This window comes from Enterococcus sp. DIV1059_2, from assembly GCF_051713685.1.
GTDB classification, from domain to species: Bacteria; Bacillota; Bacilli; order Lactobacillales; family Enterococcaceae; genus Enterococcus_D; species Enterococcus_D casseliflavus.
On sequence record NZ_JBIOQK010000001.1, the window covers coordinates 2136555 to 2163169 of the forward strand.

General features: G+C 41.1%; 29 protein-coding genes. 9 read left to right on the forward strand and 20 right to left on the reverse strand.

From position 1 onward, the window contains the following. Positions 1 to 207: 207 nt before the first annotated feature. From IGI72_RS09950 to IGI72_RS09960, 3 genes are read left to right on the forward strand one after another with little or no spacing between them, the layout of a single operon-like run. Positions 208 to 1689, forward strand: a complete 1482-nt coding sequence (locus tag IGI72_RS09950) for an ABC transporter substrate-binding protein/permease (RefSeq protein WP_438754007.1) — start codon at positions 208 to 210, stop codon at positions 1687 to 1689. Then, a complete protein-coding gene (locus IGI72_RS09955) occupies positions 1682 to 2404 on the forward strand; it encodes an amino acid ABC transporter ATP-binding protein (protein ID WP_005230134.1) in 723 nt (240 codons plus the stop codon). Before IGI72_RS09950 ends, IGI72_RS09955 begins: the two co-directional genes overlap by 8 nt. A 17-nt stretch (positions 2405 to 2421) precedes the next feature. Next, entirely contained in the window at positions 2422 to 3576 is a 1155-nt protein-coding gene (locus IGI72_RS09960; RefSeq protein ID WP_438754009.1) for a pyridoxal phosphate-dependent aminotransferase, read from the forward strand. A 134-nt stretch (positions 3577 to 3710) separates the two neighbouring features. On the opposite strand, the gene IGI72_RS09965 is transcribed toward IGI72_RS09960, so the two are convergent. After that, a complete protein-coding gene (locus IGI72_RS09965) occupies positions 3711 to 4418 on the reverse strand; it encodes a DUF4811 domain-containing protein (protein WP_156236686.1) in 708 nt (235 codons plus the stop codon). Continuing rightward, positions 4415 to 5893, reverse strand: coding sequence for an MDR family MFS transporter (locus IGI72_RS09970; RefSeq protein WP_015509856.1), 1479 nt, complete (start codon positions 5891 to 5893; stop codon positions 4415 to 4417). Before IGI72_RS09970 ends, IGI72_RS09965 begins: the two co-directional genes overlap by 4 nt. 137 nt (positions 5894 to 6030) lie before the next feature. Between IGI72_RS09970 and IGI72_RS09975 the strand changes: the two genes are divergently transcribed. The 3 genes from IGI72_RS09975 to spxB all read left to right on the forward strand — a co-directional run bounded on the left by IGI72_RS09975 (position 6031) and on the right by spxB (position 9241). Continuing rightward, complete coding sequence (locus IGI72_RS09975; protein ID WP_005230125.1) at positions 6031 to 6516, forward strand: MerR family transcriptional regulator; 486 nt, start codon at positions 6031 to 6033, stop codon at positions 6514 to 6516. A gap of 180 nt (positions 6517 to 6696) precedes the next feature. Beyond that, complete coding sequence (locus IGI72_RS09980) at positions 6697 to 7389, forward strand: N-acetylmannosamine-6-phosphate 2-epimerase (RefSeq protein WP_231473184.1); 693 nt, start codon at positions 6697 to 6699, stop codon at positions 7387 to 7389. Between the two features lie 127 nt (positions 7390 to 7516). After that, positions 7517 to 9241, forward strand: a complete 1725-nt coding sequence (spxB, locus tag IGI72_RS09985) for a pyruvate oxidase (RefSeq protein WP_438754012.1) — start codon at positions 7517 to 7519, stop codon at positions 9239 to 9241. 148 nt (positions 9242 to 9389) lie between these two features. Here the strand turns inward: spxB and IGI72_RS09990 are convergent, their stop codons facing one another. From IGI72_RS09990 to IGI72_RS10020, 7 genes are all read right to left on the reverse strand, one after another. Continuing rightward, positions 9390 to 10064, reverse strand: a complete 675-nt coding sequence (locus tag IGI72_RS09990; protein WP_375837611.1) for an RpiB/LacA/LacB family sugar-phosphate isomerase — start codon at positions 10062 to 10064, stop codon at positions 9390 to 9392. A 24-nt stretch (positions 10065 to 10088) separates the two neighbouring features. Then, a complete protein-coding gene (locus IGI72_RS09995) occupies positions 10089 to 10547 on the reverse strand; it encodes a PTS sugar transporter subunit IIA (protein ID WP_375837609.1) in 459 nt (152 codons plus the stop codon). Between the two features lie 13 nt (positions 10548 to 10560). Next, positions 10561 to 12480 carry a BglG family transcription antiterminator gene (locus IGI72_RS10000; RefSeq protein WP_159161583.1) on the reverse strand — a complete coding sequence of 640 codons (1920 nt, stop codon included), beginning with the start codon at positions 12478 to 12480 and terminating at the stop codon, positions 10561 to 10563. 26 nt (positions 12481 to 12506) lie between these two features. Continuing rightward, a complete protein-coding gene (locus tag IGI72_RS10005) occupies positions 12507 to 13391 on the reverse strand; it encodes a class II fructose-bisphosphate aldolase (protein ID WP_438754016.1) in 885 nt (294 codons plus the stop codon). Positions 13392 to 13405: 14 nt separating this feature from the next. Continuing rightward, entirely contained in the window at positions 13406 to 14515 is a 1110-nt protein-coding gene (locus IGI72_RS10010) for a PTS fructose transporter subunit IIC (RefSeq protein ID WP_375819649.1), read from the reverse strand. Between the two features lie 29 nt (positions 14516 to 14544). Further along, the gene (locus IGI72_RS10015; RefSeq protein ID WP_074932618.1) at positions 14545 to 14853 is read right to left on the reverse strand and encodes a PTS fructose transporter subunit IIB; all 309 of its coding nucleotides are present in this window, start codon (positions 14851 to 14853) and stop codon (positions 14545 to 14547) included. 195 nt (positions 14854 to 15048) lie between these two features. Next, positions 15049 to 15177 (reverse strand): hypothetical protein, encoded by a 129-nt coding sequence (locus IGI72_RS10020; protein WP_005236316.1) that lies wholly within the window; start codon positions 15175 to 15177, stop codon positions 15049 to 15051. A gap of 408 nt (positions 15178 to 15585) precedes the next feature. Here IGI72_RS10020 and IGI72_RS10025 point away from each other — a divergent pair, with 408 nt between their 5' ends. Further along, positions 15586 to 16131: an NfeD family protein gene (locus IGI72_RS10025; protein ID WP_438754019.1), complete on the forward strand. Its 546-nt coding sequence runs from the start codon at positions 15586 to 15588 to the stop codon at positions 16129 to 16131. 25 nt (positions 16132 to 16156) lie between these two features. Beyond that, complete coding sequence (locus tag IGI72_RS10030; RefSeq protein ID WP_005230116.1) at positions 16157 to 17611, forward strand: flotillin family protein; 1455 nt, start codon at positions 16157 to 16159, stop codon at positions 17609 to 17611. 78 nt (positions 17612 to 17689) lie between these two features. On the opposite strand, the gene IGI72_RS10035 is transcribed toward IGI72_RS10030, so the two are convergent. From IGI72_RS10035 to IGI72_RS10045, 3 genes are all read right to left on the reverse strand, one after another. Continuing rightward, a complete protein-coding gene (locus tag IGI72_RS10035; protein ID WP_395997884.1) occupies positions 17690 to 18259 on the reverse strand; it encodes a sugar O-acetyltransferase in 570 nt (189 codons plus the stop codon). Positions 18260 to 18281: 22 nt separating this feature from the next. After that, complete coding sequence (locus IGI72_RS10040; protein ID WP_395997883.1) at positions 18282 to 18794, reverse strand: cyclophilin-like fold protein; 513 nt, start codon at positions 18792 to 18794, stop codon at positions 18282 to 18284. A 122-nt stretch (positions 18795 to 18916) separates the two neighbouring features. Then, on the reverse strand, positions 18917 to 20014 hold the full coding sequence (locus IGI72_RS10045) for an alpha/beta hydrolase (RefSeq protein ID WP_375856484.1): 1098 nt from the start codon (positions 20012 to 20014) through the stop codon (positions 18917 to 18919). Positions 20015 to 20225: 211 nt separating this feature from the next. Here IGI72_RS10045 and IGI72_RS10050 point away from each other — a divergent pair, with 211 nt between their 5' ends. Continuing rightward, on the forward strand, positions 20226 to 21110 hold the full coding sequence (locus IGI72_RS10050; protein ID WP_438754023.1) for a LysR family transcriptional regulator: 885 nt from the start codon (positions 20226 to 20228) through the stop codon (positions 21108 to 21110). Between the two features lie 87 nt (positions 21111 to 21197). Here IGI72_RS10050 and IGI72_RS10055 read toward each other — a convergent pair whose 3' ends face one another. From IGI72_RS10055 to IGI72_RS10090, 8 genes are all read right to left on the reverse strand, one after another. Continuing rightward, positions 21198 to 21611 (reverse strand): VOC family protein, encoded by a 414-nt coding sequence (locus tag IGI72_RS10055; protein WP_438754025.1) that lies wholly within the window; start codon positions 21609 to 21611, stop codon positions 21198 to 21200. Positions 21612 to 21925: 314 nt separating this feature from the next. Beyond that, entirely contained in the window at positions 21926 to 22384 is a 459-nt protein-coding gene (locus tag IGI72_RS10060; protein WP_074932624.1) for a DUF3788 family protein, read from the reverse strand. Positions 22385 to 22432: 48 nt separating this feature from the next. Further along, positions 22433 to 22897: a hypothetical protein gene (locus IGI72_RS10065; RefSeq protein WP_428207229.1), complete on the reverse strand. Its 465-nt coding sequence runs from the start codon at positions 22895 to 22897 to the stop codon at positions 22433 to 22435. A gap of 58 nt (positions 22898 to 22955) precedes the next feature. Further along, a complete protein-coding gene (locus IGI72_RS10070; protein WP_438754027.1) occupies positions 22956 to 23258 on the reverse strand; it encodes an antibiotic biosynthesis monooxygenase family protein in 303 nt (100 codons plus the stop codon). Positions 23259 to 23423: 165 nt separating this feature from the next. Then, a complete protein-coding gene (locus IGI72_RS10075) occupies positions 23424 to 23798 on the reverse strand; it encodes a hypothetical protein (protein ID WP_438754029.1) in 375 nt (124 codons plus the stop codon). Positions 23799 to 24068: 270 nt separating this feature from the next. Then, positions 24069 to 25052, reverse strand: coding sequence for a serine hydrolase domain-containing protein (locus IGI72_RS10080; RefSeq protein WP_438754031.1), 984 nt, complete (start codon positions 25050 to 25052; stop codon positions 24069 to 24071). Positions 25053 to 25192: 140 nt separating this feature from the next. Next, on the reverse strand, positions 25193 to 25744 hold the full coding sequence (locus IGI72_RS10085; protein ID WP_156236699.1) for a CDP-alcohol phosphatidyltransferase family protein: 552 nt from the start codon (positions 25742 to 25744) through the stop codon (positions 25193 to 25195). Between the two features lie 128 nt (positions 25745 to 25872). Beyond that, positions 25873 to 26565, reverse strand: a complete 693-nt coding sequence (locus tag IGI72_RS10090; protein ID WP_438754034.1) for a M23 family metallopeptidase — start codon at positions 26563 to 26565, stop codon at positions 25873 to 25875. Between the last annotated feature and the right edge of the window lie 50 nt (positions 26566 to 26615).

Below are 26615 nucleotides of genomic sequence, written 5' to 3' on the forward strand. Positions count from 1 at the left end.
CTCCACTTTGTTCTTCCTTGGATTGCAAATAATTTGAATAAATGGTTTTACGCTCTACAACAATTTTTGACTTTTTTTCTCTGACTTATTGACTTCAACTGATGTTATGCTATGATAGTTTCTATCACTTATATGTATTTTTATACATTTATTAGTTATTATTTGCATTTTTAATAGATGCACAGAAAAAGTTAAAGGGGCGTTTACATGAAAAGGTTTAGTAAGGGTACTGTTTTATTAGGGATCATCACAGCGTTGCTGCCGTTTTTCTTTGTCGGACAAGCACATGCAGAAGAAACCGATCCAATCTATGAAAAAGTCAAAGAAAATGGTGTATTGGTCGTGGGTTTATCTGCCGATTATGCACCATATGAATTCCGTGCCAATGTTGATGGAAAAAATGAAATCGTGGGGATCGATATCTCGATTGCCCAAAAAATTGCAGATGACTTAGGGGTCGATCTGAAAATTGAGGAGCTTGGGTTCGACGCGCTGTTAGGGGCTCTAAAAACGGGTAAAATCGATGTCGTCATCTCTGGGATGGCTGCTACGGATGAGCGCCGTAAAGAAGTCAATTTCACTGATACCTATATGGAAGTCCAACAGACCGTCCTGGTTCGAGCAGAAGACGCGGATCGTTTCCAATCGACGGCTGATTTTGATGGTGTATCTGTCGGTGCACAACGACAAACCACACAAGAAGAGCTGGCAAATACAGAATTGACTGGCTCGACCGTCACCTCTTTGCAAAGGGTGCCTGATTTGATCACCAATCTAAAATCACGCAAGATCGATGCGATCGTGATGGAAGGTCCCGTCGCCGAAGCTTATGTGACGGCGAATGATACCTTGGCATTAGCCGAAAATGTCACGTTTGAAAACGGCGTGAAGGAGACCGCGATCGCCATCTCGAAAGAAGCGCCAGTTTTACTGGAAAAACTCAATTCCTCCATTGAAACTATCATTAGTAATGATCTTTTAAGCCAATACAAAGAAGATGCCTATCGATTGATGTTTACCGAAGAAGGCACGATCGATGAAGAGCAAAGCTTTTGGGAAAAATATCTGCCTTTTTACATCACTGGAACTGGCTATACGATCTTCCTAGCCTTGGTTGGGGTATTATTCGGCTCTATCGGTGGCAGCTTGTTAGCCTTTATGAAGCTTTCTAAGTCAAAAGCATTGAAAGTCATTGCCGCTGTCTATATTGAATATGTTCGGGGAACACCTTTGTTAGTACAAATATTTATTGTATACTTTGGAACAGGCGTTTTAGGCTTAGAGCTTTCGAAGTTAGCTGCTGGCTGTATTGCCTTAGCACTAAACAGTGCCGCCTATGTGGCAGAAATCATTCGTGCTGGGATCAATGCCGTCAATAAAGGACAGCTGGAAGCCGCTCGTTCATTAGGCATGAATCAGATCCAAGCGATGCGCTTCATCATTTTCCCGCAAGCCATCAAAAACATCTTGCCTGCTTTAGGAAATGAATTTGTCACGGTCATCAAAGAGTCTTCGGTCGTATCGGTAATCGGTGTGTCTGAACTGATTTTCCAAACAGGCGTCGTTCAAGGGGCCAGCTTCAAACCATTTTTACCATACGTTATCGTATCATTGATCTACTTTGTATTGACCTTCGCCCTCTCACGTCTATTGGGTGTTGCTGAAAGGAGAATGAAAACTAGTGATTAAAGTTGAAAAATTAGTGAAAACATTTGGCGAGAATACCGTCTTAAAAGAAATCGATCTTGAAGTGACACCTGGTGAAGTCGTTGTGATCATCGGCCCCTCAGGAAGTGGGAAAAGTACTTTCTTACGCTGCTTGAATCTTCTTGAACAGCCGACTGGCGGGAAAATCACCTTCGAAGGCAATGATTTATTGGCAAAAGGGGTGAAAATCGATCAGATTCGTCAAAAAATGGGAATGGTCTTTCAAAGCTTCAATTTATTCCCTCATAAAACGGTGTTAGAAAATCTGACTATCAGCCCGATCAAAGTCAAACAGCAAGAGCAAGCTGCTGCCGAAGAGACAGCGAAAGGATTGCTGGAGCAGGTTGGCTTAGCTGAAAAAGCGGATAGTTACCCCTCTAGCCTTTCTGGCGGGCAGCAGCAACGGGTGGCTATTGCTAGAGCATTGGCAATGGATCCTGATGTAATGCTCTTTGACGAACCAACCTCAGCATTGGACCCAGAAATGGTTGGAGAAGTGTTGACGGTCATGCAAGCTTTGGCAGAAAAAGGCATGACGATGGTCGTCGTTACCCACGAAATGGGCTTCGCAAAAGAAGTCGCCGATCGTGTCATCTTTATGGCTGACGGTATCATTCAAGAACAAGGAACACCAGAACAGATCTTTGAGCATCCGCAAAATGCGCGGACACAGGATTTTTTAAGCAAAGTTTTATAGAAATTGGAGATGACAAAATGAACCGTCCGTTGATTGCAGAACGTTTTTTACAACCAGAAGAAAATCTTTTAATGGAGATCGCCACTCTTGCGAAGAAAACCCCAAATTTGATTGATTTGTCGATTGGTGATCCTGATTTGATTACAGATGCGACAATCATTGAAGCAGCTTTTGCTGACGTCAAAGCAGGTCATACAAAATACACCGCTTCAGACGGCAGTGCTGATTTTATCCAAACTGTCGTTGATTTTTACCAAAAGCAATACCAGCTTACTTTTTCTCCTAATCAAGTACGAGGAACTGTCGGTGCATTGCATGGCATGTACTTAGCTTTGGCTGCCATCATTGATCCCGGTGATGAAGTGATTATTCACGAACCGTACTTTTCGCCTTACAAACAACAAGTCGAACTAGTCGGTGGTGTGCCAGTCTTTATTCCGACCTTTGAAAAAGATGGCTTTCAAATCGACGTCGAGGTTTTAAAAGCCGCTATCACTGAGAAAACCCGGGCAATCATTATCAATTCACCCAACAATCCTACTGGTGCTGTTTTTTCTTCAGAAACTTTTGAAAAAATCGCAGCAGTTGCCATTGACCATGACTTACTAATCCTCTCAGATGAAGTCTATGAAGCCTTTTGCTTTGATGACACCTTTGTACCGATGGCAGCCTTCGCACCTGAGAACACCATCACATTCAGCAGTTTCTCAAAAGCCTTTGCCATGACAGGCTGGCGGATCGGTTACATGATCGCACCTGAATCGATCAATCTTACGGCAAAACTGATCAATGAGGCGATCGCCTATTCGGCACCAACTCCTTCACAACGGGCAGGTATTTACGCATTGAATCACTATGATACCCTCGTGCCGCAAGTGGTTGCTGTCTTTAAGGAACGACTGACTTACATTGAACAACGGGTTGCTGAGATCCCGTTCCTTTCCTTATCCCCAGTCAAAGGAAGCATGTATGCCTTCATCAACATTGAACAAACGGGGTTGGACTCTGTCAGCTTTGTCGAGAAATTATTAAAGGAAACCAGTGTGCTGATGATCCCTGGGAAAGCCTTTGGAGAAACGACCGGCGATGGCTATGTTCGCTTAGCTGCCACCCAATCGTTGGACTTGTTAAAAGAAGCTTTCGACCGGATTGCCGCGTGCTCATTTGATTAAAAAAAATCCCACTCACTTCTAGTGTGTGGGATTTTTTTTGGTGGCAGCCGTTTTTCAAAAGTATCACGTTCCATATAAAAAAGGGACAGAAGAATCCGATTTGATTCTTCCCTCCCCTGACTATCTGCTCGTTTTTACTTTTTTGCTTCTTCCAGCAATTTTGCCAGCGCTTCTTTTTGATAAGCTTCTGTCAATTCAGCGATTTTTGCTTTTTGGGCTGCCTCATCCATCGTTGGATCAGCCATTAATGCAGCTTGCATTTTTTCTTGGACATAGGCTTGTCCTTGTGTTTTCATGGTGTCCGCTTGTTCTTTCGCTAAAGAAGCCAGTTTTTTTGCTTGATCCACACTCAAGACTTCCCATGAATCTGGCAATGAGAACGTATTGGTACGGCTGACATATTGGCCATCGTTATCAGCGATCCCGAACAAGAAGCGTGATAGGTCACTTTTATAAACCCAGCGCGTCGTTTTTGTTTCTAATTGAGCTGAATCAGCCCCTGTTTCCACAACATTAGTCACTTTATCAGTACCGGTTTGTTTTGGTTCCTCTTGATCAGCATCCGTTTTATATAGGTAGATTTTTTCCGTACCATCTCCTAATGGCTGATACAATAGCAAATCAAAATTCTCGTTATCGGCACTAGAAACCAGTGGGGTTGTTTTAGCAGTCGTTTCTTTTTCCATTCCAAAATGATAGGTCAAATTGGCCATCAATGCGACGACACTTGCCACGAAGACTAGACCTAAGACCAATGATAAACCTGTTTGCAGCTTGTTTTTGGCAAAGACATTCAGTACCGCAAACCCTAACACGCTAAGAACGATCAAAAGCAAGATCATTTGTCCGCACCTCCTTCAAGAACCGTCAATCGTGGTTCTTTTTTCTTTAAGGAGAAGGCGATCAAGAATCCTAAGAAGCTAAAGACCGCTGCCACATAAAAGGCGGCATGGTAGCCAGATAAAGTCGCTTCAATTGCTTTTTCTTTGTATGCCAAAGGCGTTGCATCCAGCAAAGAATCACTTGGCAAGTTGCCCTTGGTGACGTTTGTCAAGACACTGATCAAGATAGCCGTACCAATTGAGCTGGCTACTTGACGGAACGTATTGTTTACCGCGGTACCGTGACTGATCAAATGACCAGGTAAGGCATTCATTCCTGAAGTCGTTACTGGCATCATCACCATTGAGATCCCGAACATCCGAATCCCATAAAGAATGATGATATGCAAAATCGGTGTATCTTTTGTTAAGAAAGCAAATGGTAAGGTTGCGGCAGTCAAGATAAACATCCCGGTGATAGCTAAACGTTTTGCACCATACTTATCAAAGATCGCACCAGTGATCGGCATCATGATCCCCATGATCAACGCACCTGGCAATAACATCAATCCTGAATGAAACGCTGACTCACCACGAATGTTTTGGATATACAATGGGAGAACCATTTCAGCACCGATCATCGCCATATTCGTGACCCCTGAAAGGATCGACGCCAAGGTAAAGGTCGTTGATTTGAACACGCGCAACTCTAAGAACGGATGCTCAATGTGCAATTGACGCCATGCAAAGAAAGCAATGAAAAAGACACCGGCTGCTAGAAAACCGATTACTTCAATACTGCCCCACCCTTTGTCGCCGACGCTTGAAAAGCCATAGAGCAATGTACCAAAACCAAGGGTTGATAAAATCGCTGAGAACAGATCGATTTTCGGATGCGACAATTCAATCACACTCTTCATTAGAAAGAGCGCTAAGACTAAGACTAAAACGACGATCGGAATGACCATTCCGAACAAATAGCGCCAGTCATAATGATCAATGATCCAACCAGATAACGTTGGGCCTAAGGCTGGTGCTAACCCAATAACGATTCCTGACATGCCCATGGCTGAACCGCGTTTTTCTGGTGGGAAGATCGACAACATGATATTTTGCAAAAGCGGCATCGAGATCCCTACACCGGCAGCTTGCACTAAGCGGCCAATCAATAATGTAGAAAAGTTCGGTGCAGCAAAACAAGCGATCGTTCCTGCAAGGAAGATGCTCATTGCCGTTAAGTAAAGACTTCTCGAGCTGAACTTGTTGATCAGCCATGCGGTGATCGGGATCATGATCCCATTGACCAGCAAGAAACCAGTGGTCAGCCATTGAACATCAGATGCTGAGATGTCAAAGGCATCCATCAAAGTTGGAAAAGCCGTTGTTAACAATGTTTGGTTCAAAACAGTACAAAACGTACCGATCAGCAAAACCATGACCAGTAAGGAACGGTTGTAAGGTTTGCCGTAGATATCTAAAGGACGACTCGTTGACATATTTCACACTCTTTTCAGTATATTTTTCATAAAACCATCTTTACTTTAAATCTTTCCCTGAAATTTGTCAACCTACTTGACATAAAAGTAAAACAAGTTACAATATTAACAAATACCTTTACAAGAATGGAGTCCGTATGTCTCATCTTTTTCGAAAACTCGTTGATAATGAAAACTTGTTAGTCGGCATCAGCGAACTTAGCCAAATGTGTGATATCTCCCCTCGCCAGTTGCGTTATTGGGAACAAAAAGGATTTATTCAATCGGTCCCACAAGAAGAAAATGCCCCACGAAAATACCGACTGCCCACGGTCGTCAAAGTGGAAATGATCAAAACGTTTTTAGATGAAGGCTTTACGTTGGCCAAGGCTGTTGAAAAAGCGGACAAAAAAATCAAAACCGCCCATCATATTCGCAAAGTGTTTTCTGGGGTTTTACAAAATTTAGAAGTCATCAATGAACGCTTTACGATCATCAGTCTGGGACCAGTAGATGACGAAGGAAAAATCCTCCATATCATTCACGATGAAGAAACAGAACGATTGCAATACGAAGTGCTGCCTGCTAATCAAACGATCGATTTTGAAAAGTTCAAGCAATGCACGTCAAAACAAGCAGAATAAAAAATCTGCCTAGCCTATTCGTTACGTGCAGCAAGTATCCATGACAGTGATGCTTGCTGCACGTTTTTTGAATGTCTTGCCTTTGATTCAAAGAGGTGTTGATTCATTTACAAGCAAAAAACCTCATGATATAGTCGAAGGGAGAAACGAACCTTTATCAGAATGGGAAGTGTTATATAAATGGAAAAAGAAGTCTTTACCCAACAAATCAAGGGCGGGTTGATTGTTTCTTGTCAAGCATTGCCTGGAGAACCCTTGTATACCGAAAAAGGCGGTGTCATGCCCCTATTGGCAAAAGCAGCTCAAGAAGCTGGAGCTGTTGGCATCCGTGCCAATTCCGTTCGCGATATTCGCGAAATCCAAGCCGCTGTTGATCTGCCGATCATCGGAATCATCAAAAAAGACTATCCACCTGAAGAACCATTTATCACAGCGACCATCAAAGAGGTGCACGAATTAGCAGCTTTACAGATTGCGGTGATCGCTTTGGACTGCACCTTGCGCAAACGTCACGATGGCTTGACGGTCAATGCCTTTATCAAACAAATCAAAACTCTTTATCCCCATCAACTACTCATGGCAGATATCGCCACCTATGAGGAAGGCATCAATGCCTTTGAAGCGGGCGTCGATTTTGTTGGTACAACTTTGTCCGGCTATACGGCGAATAGTCCCACCAATGACGAACCAGATTATCAATTGATCCAGCAATTGGTTGCAGCAAAGGTTCCAGTGATAGCCGAAGGCAAGATCCACACCCCGAAACAAGCAAAGAAAATCCAAGATATGGGTGTGACGGGTATCGTGGTTGGTGGTGCCATCACCCGACCAAAAGAGATCGCCAGCCGATTCGTGCAAGAGCTGCGCAACTGAGTCGTTCATTTCCTAAAATAAGTCTTTCGCTGCGCCTTGTGACAGAAGGCGCATTCTTTGTTGTCTTTTTGAGAAACGTTTATACTTAAAAGAGAACGAATGACAACAGAGAAAGCGAGTGAAGAAAATGACAAAAATCAATGCTGGTATAGCAATGATCAAGGTTTTTGAAGCTTGGGGCATCGACCATATCTATGGAATCCCCGGTGGCTCTTTCAACTCAACGATGGATGCTTTGTACCATGAACGGCAATCGGTCAAGTATATTCAAGTACGTCATGAAGAAGCAGGTGCGCTGGCAGCAGCGGCTGATGCCAAGCTAACGGGAAAAGTCGGTGCGGTTTTTGGTTCTGCTGGTCCGGGTGCCACCCATTTGATCAATGGCTTATATGATGCTCAAATGGATAACGTGCCCGTCGTTGCCTTGTTAGGACAAGTAGCTTCGAGCTCGATGAACTACAATGATTTTCAAGAAATGAATGAAAATCCGATGTTCGCTGATGTCAGTATCTACAATCGCACGGTCATGTCCCCTGAAAGTTTGCCCCACGTGGTGGACGAGGCCATTAAAGCAGCCTACAAATTTAAAGGAGTCGCTGTGGTAACGATCCCGGTCGATTACGGGTTTGCAGAAATCGACAAACAGGAGATTGCAACCGCAAAAAATCATAAGACAGGTGTTCTCCAGCCTGATGAAGAGGATTTACAGGCTGCCCTTCCTTATTTTGAACAAGCAAAAAAACCCGTCCTTTATATCGGACAAGGTCTCTTTGGTCATTTTGATGCCATCGATGCTTTTTCTAAGCATTTCTCGATGCCTATCGCAGCTTCTGTCTTAGCCAAAGGCATCGTGCCTGATCTTTATGAAAACTTTCTTGGATTTGCTGGACGGGTTGCGACAAAACCTGCCAATGAAGCTTTGGCAGAAGCCGATCTCATCGTTTTTGTCGGCAGTGACTTCCCTTTTGGCCGCCGCTTTTTCAATCCTGGTGCCAACTTTGTCCAAGTTGATATCGACGCCTCGAAATTTGGTCGTCGTCATCAGACGGATGTCTCCGTTTTAGGAGATGGTGCAACCGCTCTTAGAAAATGGACAGAGATGGCAGCCCCTCGTCCTGCAGATGCTTGGTTAAAAGCCAATCAAGAAAACTGTCGCAATTGGCATGAATGGCGCCATCGTTTTTACCATGATTCGCAAGTTCCTTTGCGTCCTGAACCTGTCTATCGAGAAATCAACCGGATTGCAGCTCCTGATGCCCTGTTTGTCACGGATGTCGGTAATGTGACGATTCACAGTATCCGTCATTTAGAAATGACGGGTGAACAGCGTTTCACAACGTCTGGCTGGTTTGCGACAATGGGCAATGGTGTACCTGGTGGGATCGCAGCTCAATTGAGCTATCCGAATCGCCAAGTATTTACCTTTAGTGGGGATGGCGGTTTTGCGATGCAAATGCAAGACATCATCACCCAAGTGAAATATGATTTGCCAATCATCAACGTGGTCTTTTCCAATGACTCATTCGGCTTCATCGAAGCGGAGCAAGAAGATACCGAGCAAACCAAGTTCGGTGTCCAATTAGCCGGTGCTGATTTTGGTAAAGTTGGGGAAGCATTGGGTGCGAAAGGCTTCACGGTAACGAAGGAAGAAGAATTAGCATCCGTCTTTACACAAGCTAAAGAAAGCCACGGACCTGTGGTGATCGATGTCAAGATCGCTAACGAACGCCCTCTTCCTGTCGAAGAACTGAAACTTGATCCGAACCGCTTCAGCGCTGAAGAAATCGCAGCTTTTAAAGCAAAATACCAAGTCCATGATCTGCCAGCTTTGAGTGAGTTGTACAAAGCATAAATGCTGTAAAACAATAAAAATTAATAAAACACTATATTTAGGATACCACCACTGATTCAATCAGCTTAGGTTTGCCTGGATATAGTGTTTTAAATTACTCAATTTAGATCAATCGGTATGTCTGATCAATTGATAATTGTATTTCCTTCTATTGTTTGTTTTGAATACGTTCAAGAATAGGTAAATAGACATCTGCATATTCCCCTTGATGAAAGCATTCCAAAAATCTTGGAGTCAAACAAGTACTAAGAAATTCTGGATCTAATTTCTTCAAAATGTTTTCTAACGATATAGTTGTGGTTTGCCGTAACTGTTTCAATAAGTGGACATTTTTGTTTTGCGAAGCCTTATTTTCAAGTGGATACCCTTGTCCTCTTGAACTGTTTATTGCACGGTCAATTATCATCTCTAAATTAATTTCTGCTCCCCAACCAAATCCTTTCGCAAATGGAATAGACAAGGCATTTCCATTATTGATCTGTGAAAACAAAAAAGCATCTGTTGGATCAATACAATAGCCACAAAATACTCCCGGATATGAATTTAAGGACATTAATGCGCCTTGACCTGTCCCACAGCCTGTTAATACAAAGTCGACTGCCTGGCTATTAAGTAGTAACGCCGCCTGAACTCCTAGGTGCAAATAGGTTAGCCTCGGATTCTCATCAGTGTATGCTTCAGGAAGATCTTTACTCAGCAACGGCTTTTGCATCCCGACATTATAGACTGTATGCTCACTTTCTTTAACTACCTTCTTTAGTGTCTCAAAAATAAGCGGGTTCTTGTTTGATTGACTAAATTCATTCAATAATGCAATTCTCATTCGAGCACTCCTTTTCCATACTTTTTATCGAGAAAGAATTTTGATAAATCTTTCGACATCATCTTCATCTTTTAATTGTTTTAATGTACTTTCGTCCGCTAATTTTGCAGCAACTTGCGACAATAACTTTAAGTGAATAGTCACTCCTTCTTGATTAGCTGGGACTGCAAATAAGAAAATTAACACGACAGGTTTTTCATCGTAAGATTCCCATTCTATTTGTCGAGAAGTCTTTCCAATTGCAAGACATGGTTTTAAGACTCCAGCTGATTTTCCATGAGGAATTGCTACATTATTTCCCATGCCGGTTATTCCCTCTTCTTCTCTTAGATACACATCTTTAACAAATAAATCTTGATCTACAATATAGTTTTGCTTTGCCAGTAATTGAGCAAGTCGGCTAATTGCTTCTTTTTTATTAGAAGCATTCAGATCAAGATCAATTAGTTTATGATCAATGATATCTTTCACGTTAAGACTCATAATTTCCTCCTTATCAACTAAACAAAAAACGATAGGCTTTTACACCATCTTGACTATTTATCAGTTTTTCAAAAATTTCCTCATTTTCTGTTATTCGGATCAAATCACTATAAAAGGTTTTCGTTTTATCAATATTAACTTTTGTGTTCATCTTTGCTGCTAATAGAAAAATCAATTGCACTTCCTCATCCTTCGACCATTGCATCTTCGTTTTCAACGTACAAACAGCTATTTTAGGCTCATTCACTTCTTTCATAGCACCGTGAGGAATCGCCGTCTTGTTTCCAACACATGTTGAAGTCTCTTGTTCACGTTTCCACAACGTAGAAAAGTAGTCTTGTGAGACGTATCCTTCTTCTGCTAATTTATTAGTCATCTTCTTTAGTAACATTTCTTTAGAAGTAGATTCTTCATTCATAAAAAAAAGATTCGGTGCAAAGAGACTTTGAATGGATTTAGAAAATTTGCTCTGGGTCAAAGGTATTTGTTTGTGTCGAAGTGCTTTTCTAATTTTAAGAAAATCCTTATTATCAGGTATTTTTGAAATTTTTATAATGTTGGAAAAGCCTGTGTCATGGTCGGCAATATGAATAGTTGACTCACCTTTCTTCGCAGTTGGCAATGAGGAACGTACGATTCTTATTTCATTGATTTCTGGAATATTTAGTTTCAATAACTCTGCAACGTAATGGCTTGCGGATCTGGATTGATTGGTTGTATAAAACAAATTTGACTTATTTTTCTTCCTCATCAGCGCTGATTCAATATACAAAACAATATAGCTAACTTCATTTTCACTTATTTGAATATCAAAATATTCTTCGAAAAGCTGGCTAGTAGACCATACACTTAAATACACTTTATTAAATTCCTGCTTAAGCTGTTTGCCAATCAGCGTTTGGTCTACTGAACCATACTTAATTCTGAAAATAGCCGAACGCAAATGCTCTTTGAGGTCTTCAATCAACATTTGATCTTCTGATAAATCTTCTTTCAAGACATCAGAAACAGTAAAGATAAATTTGGAAACAAATTGATCTAGAACCGTTAACTCATCGATATCTTTCTTATCTTCTGAATCATCAAGCCAGACTAACTTGCTGGAAAGCAATATTTCATATGCTAAAATCCTTTTATCGTTTGAAGACACCGGATCATATCCTTGTTCTTCAGCAATTTGGTAGATCGTTTCTGCAAAATTGTATTCATTAAATCGTTCGATCCCTTCAATGATTGTAAATTTTAAGCGATCCGATAGTTTCTTTCTATATAAAGACAAACAAAGCATAATCAATATTCGGTCTAATGATTCACTACTAAATTGAATTTTCCATTTTTCCTCAGCAAACTTAATAATACTGCGACATTTGTCAATAGAAAGTCCTGGTACAAACTTACATAATTTTTGCACTAATGGTTGCTCCTGGTCTTGAACAATAAGATTACGTATCGCAAATCGAATAGATACTTCATTTCCGATGACTCGCATCCCTTTATTCTTTATGGTTTCAATCTCCAAATTATTCTCTTTTAACCAAATTCTTGCCTCAGCAATGGCTTTTCTTAGCGTAGGTAGACTAACATACAATTCATTAGCTAACTTTTTTTGAGTTATATACATCATAGGATTTGATTTGAGCAACTTTTGTAAAATTTGAGGTAAAATATGTGCATTAAGAGAAGAATCTTGGACATCTAAATGTAAGAATTTGCCATTTATTGTCTTTTCAAGGGTTAACTTTACCCCTTTCCCAGGTATTCGCTCGATGCACCCGATACTTTTTCGATTAAGGTATTCATTTAAATAATCTAATTGAAGCCGTGTGGTTTTTTCAGACAATCCAATTTTTTCAGCGATTTTTCTAACGGTAATTTGAGGAGAATCAACGAGAATCCTCAATATAGTATTTTGGTATTGTTGATTTTTATTCATATGCTGATCCTCCGTTATAAACATTTTTATTCGTGAACTTCGAAATCAAATGGAGTAAAGGAACATCGACCAGCTGACCCAATAACATGAACAAATTGTTTAACAAAATTCGCAATTCCTTTTTCTGTTTCCATAGATAGCTGGAGGTAATCTAGCGAAGGATCGTTATCATATGCATGTAATAGAGCTTTTTTTGCTGCTTCAAATGCATCTGTTGCAACGTTTATTTTATTAATCCCTAACGCAACCGCCTTGCGTAAATTTTCCTCACCAGCTCCTGAACCACCATGTAAGACAAGCGGCATATCTAGAGTAGCCTTTAACTCCTTCAACCGATCAAAATCCAACCGGGGAATTTTTCCTTTAGGGTAATTTCCGTGAGCTGTTCCAATAGCAACCGCTAAAGCATCAACATTAGTATACTGAACGAACTCCAGCGCTTTAGCAGGGTCAGTATATAAATCGGTATTTTGGTCGTCTTCAGACAATGCTTGACCAACATGTCCTAGTTCAGCTTCAACTGAGCACCCTTTTGCATGAGCCAAATTACATATAATTTCCGTTTTTGTGAGATTATCCTCGTAAGAAAGGCTAGATCCATCAAACATCACATTAGTAAATCCAGAGTTGATACAATCCACGATCGTCTCAAAATCCATTCCATGATCTAAATTTAAAGCAACAGGGATATGAACACGTTTTGCTAATTGTTGGATTAATGGTAACATTTCTTCTTTATGTGCGTGCTTTTTCATTTGTCCCGGACCAAATTGAATAATTATTGGTGAATTCTCCGAAGCTGCAGATAAGATCCCCCCTCGAACCATTTCCATATTTATACTATTCATTGCCATTACACCATAATTATGTTTATGGGCATCATCTAATATCGCTTTCATCGAAACTAACATTGGCTATTCCCTCACTATTCTATAGTTATTTCAAAATCAATTTGACTTAAATCAACTGATGATTCCACTGCCTCTTCGTCTAACACATCTTTCTTTTTAATAAAGGCATACATAAAGCCTGTAATACATGATCCAATCAACAAAGCTACTACAAACCATAAGGGCTTTTCCATCATTGGAATAACAAAGATCCCACCATGGGCTGCCACAGACTCAACACCCATCCCCGTTGCAATTGCTCCAGCGACAGATGAACCTAACATCGAGCATAAGATGAATCTAAAAGGGTCAGCCGCAGCAAAAGGCAAACAGCCCTCAGTTATAAAACAAAGCCCCATTGGAAATGCTGCTTTTCCAGTCTCGATTTGAGCTTTCGAAAATTTGCGTTTTGCGATAACCGTTGCTATAAAGGCGCCGATCGGTGGCGTCATTCCTCCGACAATTTTTGCTGCCATCGGACCGTTGATACCATCTGCACCTAAAGCATTTGCAGCAAGTGAAGCGGTTTTGTTGATTGGACCACCTAAGTCGAAGCCCATTCCAGCTCCAATCACCGCCCCAATAAGTGATTTTGCCCCTCCATTTAAAGAGATGATCCACTCCTGAAAGTGATTCATTATAAAAGCTAATGGAGGCGATAAGATCGAGATAAAAATCATTCCACATACAAAAGAGGTTAATGTTGGTATGATCAATACAGGCATCAAACCTTTCATCCATTTTGGGACGTGCCAAGTTTTCATCCAATTAACAAACCAACCAATACAAAAAGCGATTAATAATCCTCCTAAAAAGCCAGCATTACTTTGTGTAGCAACAAACCCTAGCACCAGACCTGAAACAATTGCTGGTTTTCCTGCGATAGAATAGGCAGTACCTGCTGTCATTACTGCCACTGCAAAACTCATCGCATAAGAGCTTATCTGATTGACTCCCCACCAAAAACCAATCCAACTAAAAGGATTAAGATTGCTAAATGGTGTGGCTCCAGGCTCAACTAGACTACCTATGTCATAACCCCCGAATCCCTTTGCTAGCGCTCCCAAAATTCCGCCTGCAACAATAATTGGAATCATGTACGAAATACCTGTTAACACGTGCTTTTTTACATGTTGTGTTTTCATCACTTCCATCCTCCCTTTCTTTTCTTATATTAGATTCCCATTTTTTCGTGAATCTTTTTTATCACCCCATCGGCTGATTTCATAATTAAGCTTATTGGAATATCAACTATCTTTTTGCCTTTAAACCGCTCTTTACTGATCGATATATCGGCGGCAATTAAAACAATATCTGCTTCAAAAATGTCTTTTTCCGTCAACTCGTTTTCTACACCAATGGAACCTTGTGTTTCTATTTTTATTTCATCTCCATTCTTTCTTGCTGCATTTTCAATTTTTTCTTTTGCAATATACGTGTGAGCAATACCTGCAGTACAAGCTGTGATTCCTACAATTTTCATTTCTTATCATCCTTTCAAAAACTTTTCTTATAACATTAGTATAGCAAGTCAAAAAATCCGAATAACAAAGAAAACGGTTACAATATTTCGGTAATTTTTTCATTCTATCGCTTAATAGAAGACTCGCTTTAAAAACACAAAAAACACCCAAATCTCCAATGAATTTGAGTGTTCTTACCATTTACTTTGCTAAATTTACTTATTATAAATTTTCGGGCCTTTACGCATGTTTTTTCGATCATTTTTTGGGGATTCCATTTTTTTTGAACGGCCGCCGCCTTGTTTTTTCTTGATTAGCTCTAACATTTTTTCTTTTTGATCCATCGATTCCACCTCTATTTCTTAGCAATACTGTCGGTTGAAAAGAAGTGTTCCTGACTTCTTTTATGTTTGCGAACAACTACCTTCGATCTATGGTAATAGAAAATAAAAGCTGCCTCTTACGATTCAAATCATCTGCAGCTAATTTTGCCTTTTTCTAGTACCCTGATTTAATCTACTTGGATTTTCCTGGTTTGTCAATGGCTGATGAAAAAAAGCTGATTTTTGATCGGCTCTTTCAAAAAAATAAACCTCCCTTTGTTGTACTATTTGTTCAATTTTACTATTTTATTTAAATTTTTTTATTATTTATTGGTATAATTATAACATAACACCTATTCCGTTCTTTTCCTTCCCTCGTTCTTCTTTCGATTGTTTCTTAGCTTTCATTATTCTTACACATCACTCTATTTGAAAGGAGGTGGATACGTGCTGCACACTTACGCACCTGATCAGATTTATTTGTATGTATTGATTGGCTGTGCCATTTTAGCCTTTTTGCTGCTTCTGTTTGGCGATATCTTCGATTTTGATGGTCCAATTGATCCGATGTTGATCATCCCCTGGTTTGCCTTTACGAGTCTTTTCGGTTACATAGGGGAAACTATTTTCCCAGGCTATTCGATGATGCTTTTCATTGGTAGCGCTTGTCTTTCTACAGGGCTCGTTTTTCTCTTGAATTTTTACGTGCTGATTCCCATGAGGAATGCTGAAGCGACGCTTTCGAGTTCCGAGAAAGACTTTGAAGGTCGAATCGCAACGGTGCTGACGCCGATTCCTTGTGAAGGAATGGGTGAAATTCAACTCACAAGTGTCACTGGTTCAAGTAATCGGCCAGCCTCGGCTTTTCAACCTATCGATGAACCATTAGCAGCAGGATCAAAAGTGTTGATTATTGAAGTCAAAGAGCGTATTTGCTACGTCGTTCCCTATACAGAAAAATTTTTGGACAACTAAAATAAATCACTAAAGAGGTGCATCTATGGATATTTTCTTATCACCAATTGTCTTTCCGATCGCAATCGTGGCGTTCATTTTACTGATGCTTTTGATCATCTTTGTCACGAAATATCAAACAGCCAAGCCCGATGAAGCGTTGATTATCAGCGGAAGTTACCTTGGCAACAAAAATGTTCATGCGGATGAGAGCAATAACAAAATCAAAATCGTGCGTGGTGGCGGAGCCTTTGTTTTGCCAGTGTTCCAACGATCAAACCGAATCAGCTTACTTTCCAGCAAGCTGGATGTTTCAACACCAGAAGTGTATACGGAACAAGGAGTTCCCGTTATGTGTGATGGAACTTCCATTATCAAGATCGGCTCATCCGTAGAAGAAATCGCAACGGCAGCGGAACAGTTTCTAGGAAAAACCCGTGAAGAATTAGAAAATGAGGCACGAGAAGTCTTGGAAGGTCACCTGCGTTCGATCCTTGGTTCGATGACCGTCGAAGAAATCTATCAAAATCGCGACAAATTCAGCCAAAGCGTGCAAGAAGTGGCCTCTGTCGATCTAGCGAAAATGGGCTTGATCATTGTCTCCTTTACGATCAAAGAAGTACGAGACAAAAATGGCTATTTAGATTCTCTTGGAAAACCTAGAATCGCCCAAGTCAAACGGGATGCTGAAATTGCAGAAGCCGAAGCGCTGAAAGAAACCCGCATCAAAAAAGCCCAATCGGAACAAGAATCGCAAACAGCGGAATCAAAACGCATGACCGAAATCGCTGAAGCATTAAAGGAAAAAGAATTGAAGTTGGCGCTTTATAAGAAAGAACAAGACATCGCCAAAGCCGATGCCGATCAAGCCTATCATCTGCAAAGTGCCATCATGAAACAAAAAGTTCGAGAACAAGAGATTGAAGTTGAAGTCGTTGAACGACAAAAACAAATCGAATTGGAAGAAAAAGAAATCTTGCGTCGTGAACGCCAATTTGATTCTGAGATCAAGAAAAAAGCCGATGCCGATCGTTATGCGCTTGAACAAGAAGCATTAGCGAAAAAAGCGTCTGCGTTAGCAACCACTGAAGCTGAGCAGTTTCGAACAGAGTCGTTGGCAAAAGCTGAAGCCGATAAAATTCGTCTGATTGGTTTGGCAGAAGCCGAGACGACCTTGGCGAAAGGAACGGCGGAAGCTGAAACGAAGGAAAAAATCGCCGAAGCCTTCAAGAAATATGATGAAGCAGCGATCCTTAGCATGATCGTTGAGATCATGCCGCAATTAGTCAAAGAGGCTGCCGCCCCATTAGGTAATATCGATAAAATTTCGGTCGTTGATACAGGATCAGGTGAAGGCGGCGGTGCCAATCGTGTCACCAATTACGCCACCAATCTTTTGTCGACCACACAAGAAACATTGAAAGAAACCCTCGGTCTGGATGTGAAATCGTTGATCGAAAACTTCGCCGGTTCCAATACGAGCGAGCCGCCTCAAGAATAAGAAAACTGCTGTTCGTCTTCATCGCTTCAAAAGCGACAAGGCGAACAGCAGTTTTTTTCTTACTCATTGCTATTGTGCTTACTCAGTGACCTCTTTGACATAGTTTGCAGGTACACCAGCCACGATCGTGCGCTCAGCGACATCTTTGGTCACCACTGCCCCAGCAGCAATGATTGCATGGTCACCGACGGTCACACCAGCAACGATCGTTGCATTTGAGCCAATCCAGACATTCTTCCCAATCGTAATGGGGGCTGGATAAAGCGTGCTACGATCTTCAGGGTGAAGGCCATGATTCAAGGTAGCTAGAACAACGTTATGCCCAATTAGGGTATCATCACCGATCGTGATCCCTCCTTGGTCTTGAAAATGACAACCGGCGTTAAGAAACACCCCTTTGCCAATTTGGATGTTTTTGCCATAATCTGTATAAAAAGGCGGAAAAAGCGAAAATGTCGGTTCAACTGCTTTCCCAGTCAATTGGGCAAAAAGTTCTTGTAATTCATGAGGTTCATGATAAGCCATATTGATTTTCATGGTCAGTTTTCTCGCCTCAGCACTCAAAGCCACCATTTGTTTTGAAGCTTGCGAACCGGCAAGTAAGGGTTCACCACTTGCCATAAGTTTGTTTAATTGATCGATCGTCATTTGTTTTTCTCCTAATCATTCGTTACTCACGAGTATTTTCTAGCGAAAAGACAACCACCACGTCCTCTCCCCCCATTGCTTCTCTTAATCCTGCTGGATCTTCAATAACGCCGATACGACTATAGCCACCATAAGAATTGGTAAAGGTCTGATAAAACAGCACCAACGTATGACTATTCCAGCTCATGATTTCTCCTTCGTGAATGATCTCCGGCCGTTCTGTAGTCATTTCTGGCAAATTCTCAGAAAAACGATAATATTTCTCGTTGTTGTTCAAGTCACTCATTGTCAACGTGAAGGGCATTTGATTCATTAGGTATTCAGACGCCTCATTTTCATAAAACTTCGCTATAAAATCCTGTTGACCAACCGTAATGACCACATCTGTTGCTGATTCAATCGTCGGTTGATCATGATCCTGACTTGCCTCAGAGGAAGTTTCGCTGGCAGACAGCGCATGCCTCTCCTCTGTTCCACTTGTCCCACAGGCACTTAGTAGGAACAGCAAGACAGCAGGGATGAGTTTTATCAACATGGCTTCGCTCCTTTCTGCTGATGATTCGATGTAGCGGCGGGCAACGGAATGCTTATTTTCTAAAACACGACTGCTCAGCAGAAGATATGGGACTGAACAGTCGTGCAGCTGGTTGTGGCGGTTTAATTCAAATGCTCTTGGAAGAATTCGGTCATTTGGTCAAAAGGAATCACCTCTGTTTGGTCGTATAGATCAACATGCGAAGCATTAGGAATGACTGTCAGCTCTTTGTTATCGCCTTGCAATTGCTCAAAGGCGTCTTGACTGAAGTAAAGTGAGTGGGCTTCTTCTCCATGAAGCAATAAAACGGCGCTTTGGATCTCATCAATGTAAGACAAAAGTGGCATATTTAAGAATGACAGCGAAGACGTGACATTCCAACCATCATTAGAGTTCAAGGAACGTTCGTGGTAGCCTCGGTCTGTTTTGTAATAATCAAAATAATCCTGCATAAAGACAGGCGCATCTTCTGGCAGTGTATCTGGTACCCCACCTGCTCGTTCGTAGCTGCCATTGGCAAAATCAACTGTACGTTGGGCGTTCAGCTGCTGGCGCAATTCATGGCGTCCTTCAGCCCCCATTTCATCAAAATACCCTTGAGCATTGACTCTCGACATGTCATACATGGTGGCAGAAACAGTCGCTTTCACACGGGTATCGATAGCTGCGGCATTCAAAGCTAGACCACCCCAGCCACAAATCCCGATCAAACCGATTCTTTCTTCATCTACGTTTTCTTGGACAGATAGAAAATCGACGGCTGCTTGAAAATCTTCTGTATTAATGTCTGGGGAAGCCACATAGCGTGGTTCGCCACCGCTTTCACCTGTATAGGACGGATCAAAAGCGATCGTAACAAAACCACGCTCTGCCATCGTTTGTGCATATAGACCAGATGTCTGCTCTTTGACTGCTCCAAAAGGTCCGCTAACGGCGATTGCTGGAAGTGGTCCTTGCGCATCAATTGGTTCATAAAGATCCGCAACTAAAGTGATCCCGTAACGATTCTGGAAAGTCACTTTTCGGTGATTCACCGTGTCACTTTCTGGGAAAACTTTATCCCATTCATCTGTCAATGAAACATTTTCTGTCATCGTTTCTCCTCCTGAGCTGGCTTGCGGCTCTTCATTCGTCTCCTCATTATTGCTGCTACAAGCACCTAAAACCAACGGTGCCAGCACAACTAAAGACACAAGGGCCTTCTTTTGCCATTTTTTCATTTCATTCGCCTTCTTTCTCGGTCAACTATCCTGTACCTTAGGGCGATTCTCCAATGTTTCTCAAATGATCAAGGTCTGGATGATCGTTTTTTCTTGATCGCTTGAGCTATTTTTGGATAAACCTATTGTACTTGCCGCAACTTTCTATGTAAAATACTAATATCAAATACCCAACTATTCATATATAGCATAGAAAAAGGAGTATAGACCTATGGAATTAAAAAGTTTAACCACCTTTCTAACAGTTGCAGAAAAAGAAACGATTTCAGCTGCCGCAAAACATCTGCATCTCTCGCAACCATCCCTGTCACGACAGTTAATGGAGTTAGAAAAAGAATTAGGTGTCACGCTGTTCACCAGAGGCAATCGCAAAATTACGCTGACGGAAGATGGCCTCTTGTTTCGTAAGCGGGCGGAAGAAATTGTAGAATTGTTAGAAAAGACCCGTTCAGAATTTTTGTCGCCTCGAGATACGATTGCGGGCAACGTGTCGATCGGTGCTGGAGAAACCTATGTGATCCAGCTGTTGGGAAAAATCATCAAGGAGATTCAGGTTGAATACCCTAACATCAAATTTCATTTATTTAGTGGCAATGCTGACGAGGTCAAAGAACGGTTGGACAAAGGATTGTTGGATTTTGGCGTCGTGATCAGCCCCGTCGACGTCAAAAAATACCATTCCTTGCGCTTACCTGCCAGAGACACCTGGGGCGTCTTGATGCGAAAAGACAGTCCCCTTGCTAGTAACGAAGTCATCACACCAAAGGATCTCTGGGAGGTTCCCTTGATTACTTCACGACAAAGTCTGGTCAGCAATGAGCTTTCTAAATGGTTGAAAAAAGACATGAACAAATTGACTGTCGTTGCCACGTATAATCTCGTGTACAATGCGTCAAAGTTGGTTGAAGAAGGCGTCGGCTATGCATTGACCCTCGACAAATTAATCAACTTCACCCCTGACAGTCCTTTATGCTTTAGAAAATTGAGTCCCACTCTTGAATCAGATCTTGCAGTCATTTGGAAGAACACCCAAGTTTTTTCAAAAGCCTCTGGACTTTTCTTGGAGCGGATGAAGGAACGCTTTATAGAGGAATGATTTCAAATAAAAAAAGATTTATCTCAAAACAATTATGAGATAAATCTTTCTTTACGTTTTTTCTGATTCTTTTTGAATGTGAACTCTTTAGACACCGCCATCCTCCAAGCTTAGCAAATTTCCTTCTGGATCGCGGAAATAGGCAATATGAAAAGCTTGGTCCCCTTCCCCCAAAACGGTTTTACTCACTTCAAACACTACACCAGCATTGTTCATTCTCGTATAATCTTCTTCAAAATCCGTGGTGTGAAACGTTGCCGAAAGCGTATCAGATGAAATCCGATTATCCGAAATCGGATAGCCCTCCACTTGATCGATCACGGCATCCACTTGGAACATACCAAAAAAAGGCGCCTCCTCTTTCTTCGATGCAAAGCTTGTATAAGGACCTGACTCATCGCCATAAGTTGGTACCAAACCAACTTTTTCCGTATAAAAATGATAACACTTCTGATAGTCTCCTTTGACTTGAACGCAAGCTGTGATTCGTTGAATAGTCATTTGTCTTTTCTCCTTTTCCAATGTGTCTTACATCAATTCAAAAGTAATTAAAGCATATTTTACCCATAATAGCATATTTAGCGAGTAAAATTTATTTCATTGTGAATTTTATCCGATAATCTAATCAAAATTAGCGTTGGTTTTCCAAGAGTTACTTATATTAAAACCCAATCAGAGGAAAGGCGATAAACTTAGAGTCTTCTGATTGACTTTTACTTTTCTTAACCTAAAAAATGGGTAAACTATAACAAAGATTCCTTTTTGATAGATGTAATAAAATCAGACTATCCAAGTTAAATAAACATACTCTTACTTTATTTACTTTTTTTGAACACGATCAATTCGGTGATATCTTCAAAGAGTGATGGATTAGCGACATCAAAAATCACAGAAAAAAACTTCATTTTCGTGCCATTAGTTGGCGCCTTAAGAATGGTTTCCTTTGTCTCATCGCTGACTGGTAAAGACAATAACTGTGTTCGGACTTTCTCGCTAAAGTGAAAGGAGACTTTGAAGAAGTCCTCCCACATCGAGAGCCAAAAAATTGGTTTCACTTTATTCGTTCCACGAGTCGTTGTCCATTTGTATTCGCCTTTGGACAACCACGCTTTTCCATCTTGGTAATAGCGCCAATCCATAAGAGAGATGCCCTCGTTTTCAAGGGTTTCGATAAAACGTTGATAAATGACATATCCTTCACCCAAAGATTCTGCAATCAGCTGCTCTGTTGGTTTCACGTTTTTGTCTCGAAACAATTGCTTTTTGCCTTCCATCCTTCCACTCAACTCCTTTGCGCTTCGTTTTTTAAGGTTTTCGCTACGTTACAATTTGATTTTGTTGATATCATCTGTGATGACCCAATCATCCATATTTTTTTCACGATTGTACTGAAATGGTGTTATTTCTTCTAATTCAGCGATTTCATAGACCGCTAGATACTTTTTCCCTGCCCAACGATCGACTTGTTTTTTCGATAAATTCAACTCTTTTTCATAGCGTTTTACAAAATCTATGGATTCTTCTTTCGTCATCTTTTCAGATTCAATCACGTTGGCAATGATGCCCCGATGAGTGATGGTCAAATCGCCGCCAGTCTCCACAAAATACACAAGATCGTTGATTTTGGCTCTTCCTCCTAAAGGTGATTTTCTGCCGGCTGCCCCCCGAATGATCATTGTTTTGTCACCGTGAATCAGTTTCTCAAGCTCTTTGGCTTCCTTATTTAAATAGACCAAATGTTCTGCCCGACCGACTTTTCCTTGATACCATTCTGCTGGTTTTGTCATAAGAAGTTCCTCTTTTCATATGAATTGTTTTTTGAGCTGTTCATTCCATAGTGGCTAGTTATTGGAACGTTTTTTTAATGGTGTATAGGTGAGAGCTGCAACTGTTTAGATTGATGAATGAATAAAACTTTTGTGCAAAGGCATTAGGCGTGCCGCATCGGGCAAATGTTTCCGCATCTTCTTTCGTTTCGAACTTGGTGATGTCCGCCCAAGTTTCTCCATCTACTAATAATTCAAAAGAAAGGTATCCTCTTTGTTTGGAAATGTATTCTCGGTTTAATTGTTCAACGACACGAACAAATTCCGCTGTTGAAACGCCTTTTTTTAATTTGTACGAATTATGAAAAGCAACCTGTGCCATCGGGGCTTCCTCCTTTTAGATTCCTTCAAGAAATAGAGTGTTTAAAAAAAATACCAGTCCTCCATTCAAACGTTCAAATGACTTTTTTAACATCCGTTGTATTTCTACCCTGTCCTTTCTTAACAGTTGCAACAAAAAGTCCGTTCAGAAGGAGAGCATTTGGTACTAAAGCGAGCACTCAAGAACTTCCCCCAATAGTTTGTCGTGGGGAACGATCAAACATTTCTCCATTGCTTTCCAGTAACTTTCATACAACTTTTTTTGAGCTTTGCCATAATTTTCTTCGCTATCAAACTCCCAATAGTGAGCATATTTCACACATTTTATGACTCTCGTCAATGGATCTGGCAGGCGACCTTCCTTGATGGTCCTCATTTCTTTGATGTAATGGGTTCGTTTCATTAATCGAAAGAACAAAGCCCCCTCCATGGCCTTCATTGCCTCTGTTGCTTCCTGCATGACTGCTTCAAAGGTCTCAACACTACTGGGTTTCACTTGATAGATACTGATTTCTGAAAACACCCCAACCACTCCTTTCACTTGTGATTTTCTTCTCAATTATAGTATACCAAGTTTACGTCGTTGATAGTTTGGTCATTTTATTCATTTCTCATTTATCTTCCGTTTATTATTGATTTAGCCTCCTACCTGCGGGATCAAATTGCTAAATTATAATTTCATAAAAAGGCTAGCAGCCGAGCTTTATCAGTAGGTCACCTGCCTGCCATAGTCACAAAAGGGATCATTAAGCTTTCGTCTACAAAAAAAGCAATCAACTTTTGACAGCAGACTGCTTTTTCTTAACGCTCATTAGTGCAAAAGGAACGGTTTTAGCTCTGTCTCGATAAAGTCGATGCGATCAAAGACAGTTGGCTTAAAATACGCCGTAATGGCGATAACAGTCTCTGATTCGGGATCAATATAAAGGACATTTCCACTATTGCCGATGGCGGCATAGGTGCTTTTCTCAGCATCCAAGATCCACCATAAATACCCATAACTCATATTTTGAAATTTCTCTATGTTTGTCTCTAGCGGATTGACCATTTCAGTGAGCCATTGTGAAGAAATCACTTGTTGTCCTTGATGGATGCCTTGGTTCAAGCATAGCTCACCGATTTTGGCTAAATCTTTTGCTGAAAGACAAAGCCCGTAACCTGCAGTGCCAATATTTAAAGGATCGCAAAACCAAACCGGTTTTTTTGGTGCCTTGCTCATCGTAAAGTGCTTATGCTCTTGTGCCGTTTCCGCATAATAATTGGTCAGTTCGGCTACACCAAGAGGTCGAAATAAATAATGGTTCGCATAATCAACGGTCGTCATTCCAGAAGCTTTCGCTAACAAACCAGTGAGGATCTGCAGACAAACGGTTTGATAATTGAATTCATTTGTCACCCCTTTTCTTCCTCCCAATAAGTCAAGCGAGGCGCTGGTCCAGTCGTCACTCGAACAAACCTTTGTCCATGGATCACCTTTGCATTTATACGGGGCTCGCATCGTTAATAGGTGTTTGATCGTAATATCCTGAATCGTTTTTTCGCCCCGTTTTACTTGATAGTCTGGAAAATAATCGAGGACTTTGTCATTGACACTCCTGATGAGGCCTTGATTGATCGCTATCCCAACTAGTAGAGAAACGATACTTTTCGTAGCGGACATAAGGTGGCAAGTATCCTCTGGCTTATACTCATGCCATTCATCCGAGTAAACTTCCTTTCCATTTTGGTAGGCAGCAATTTGGCAAATATTAGGCTGGTTTTTACTGATACATGCATGCAGTTCTTGTCTATTCATTTGTGAAGCCTCCCTTCAAAGATAAGCATAATACCATTAAAAATTGTTTTCAATGTTATTTTTAAAATTGTTTTGAAGGGTCTTTTAAAAGTCTATTAGCGATGAATACGCAAAAAAAGGCCCTCAATGATAGAGGCGCCTTACTTAAAACTTTCGAATATCGATTTTTGATTTCTATCCAGATTTTTTGAGAGGATCGTTATCAGCAATTCTTCTAATGCGGAAACAGTGGCGATGGTCCCCAAAATCAAGACAACAATTTTTGCAGGACTCACCATGAGCAGCAATGGGAAACTACCTAAAAGAAAACCGACTGCTTTGTTGAGCCATGTATGCAGACTACTAAAAGACCGATATTTTACATAGCCAATCAGATAACTGACAAAACGAATCATAGCAATCACTAGTAGCCAGACCCAAAGCGTATGTGCCGCCAACAACTGTGGTAGAAAAGAAAGAAAAACTGCGAGAAAAAAGCTTACATCTGCGAAACTGTCTAGTAAGGCACCCACCTCACTCGTAAGATTCATCCTTCTTGCAAGCAGCCCATCGACGAGGTCGCTTACAAAACAATAGGAATAGAGCAGCCAAAACCAGCCAGACATTGGCTGAAGGAATAGTAAAAGTGGTGCGAGAATCAGTCGAGATGTGGTAAGGATATTGGGTAAATGATTCATTTGTTCTCCTTGCATTTCATTTTCTTCACAAATTTTGAAAGCCTAAGATTATTTCACGTACTTAAAAGTAGTCCAAAGACTTTTAAACGTTCTTTCAGTTGAGCATCCTGCAAGCCCTGATGCGAATGTTTCAAAACTGGTCCTTAGTATTCCTTCAACAATCGTATCCGATCCGTACTTCCTGGTATCCGATTCTGCACCTTTGTCCATCCCCCTGCTTGGTACACTTCATATTCTTCAAAGCGGCAAGGAAGACCTTTTGCACGGCCGATATCACTTGTGTCCATCACTTGAAAATGCAGATGAGGCGAAGTCGAATTTCCCGAATGGCCAACGTTTCCGATCACCATCCCTTTGGTGATATTTTGTCCTACGGAAACAGTGACAGATCCTTTTTGCAGATGAACAAATGCCATATAAACGCCCTCAGAAGCTTTTATCACAATGTAGTTGCCAGCTATTTGTTGATAATCATCTTTTTGTTCATTAAAAAACAAACCATTTTTTACAGCGATCGAAAAATCTCTGATCCAGTGAACGATTTTCCGTTCCCGATAGCCATCTCTTGCAACAATGACTTCGCCATTACAAGGCGCATAGATTTTTTCGCCCCAACAATAACAGCTCTCCAGCGGGACCCCTAAGAAGAAATAGCGCAAAAAGCTTCGATCATGAAAAGCTTTGGTTTTCCCCTCAAAATTAACTTGTAAAAAATCAAAGGCATAACGCAACCCCATTCGATCGGTACCATGGCTAGGAATCTTCTCGGCTGGTGTAGTCGGCGCAAGCCACTCACCTCTTAAGGGGAATCCAATGGTTATCGGCTGCTCTTTCATAGGGCTTTCTCCTTTTTGGATCACATGATCTCTTTTATTTTGAAATGACT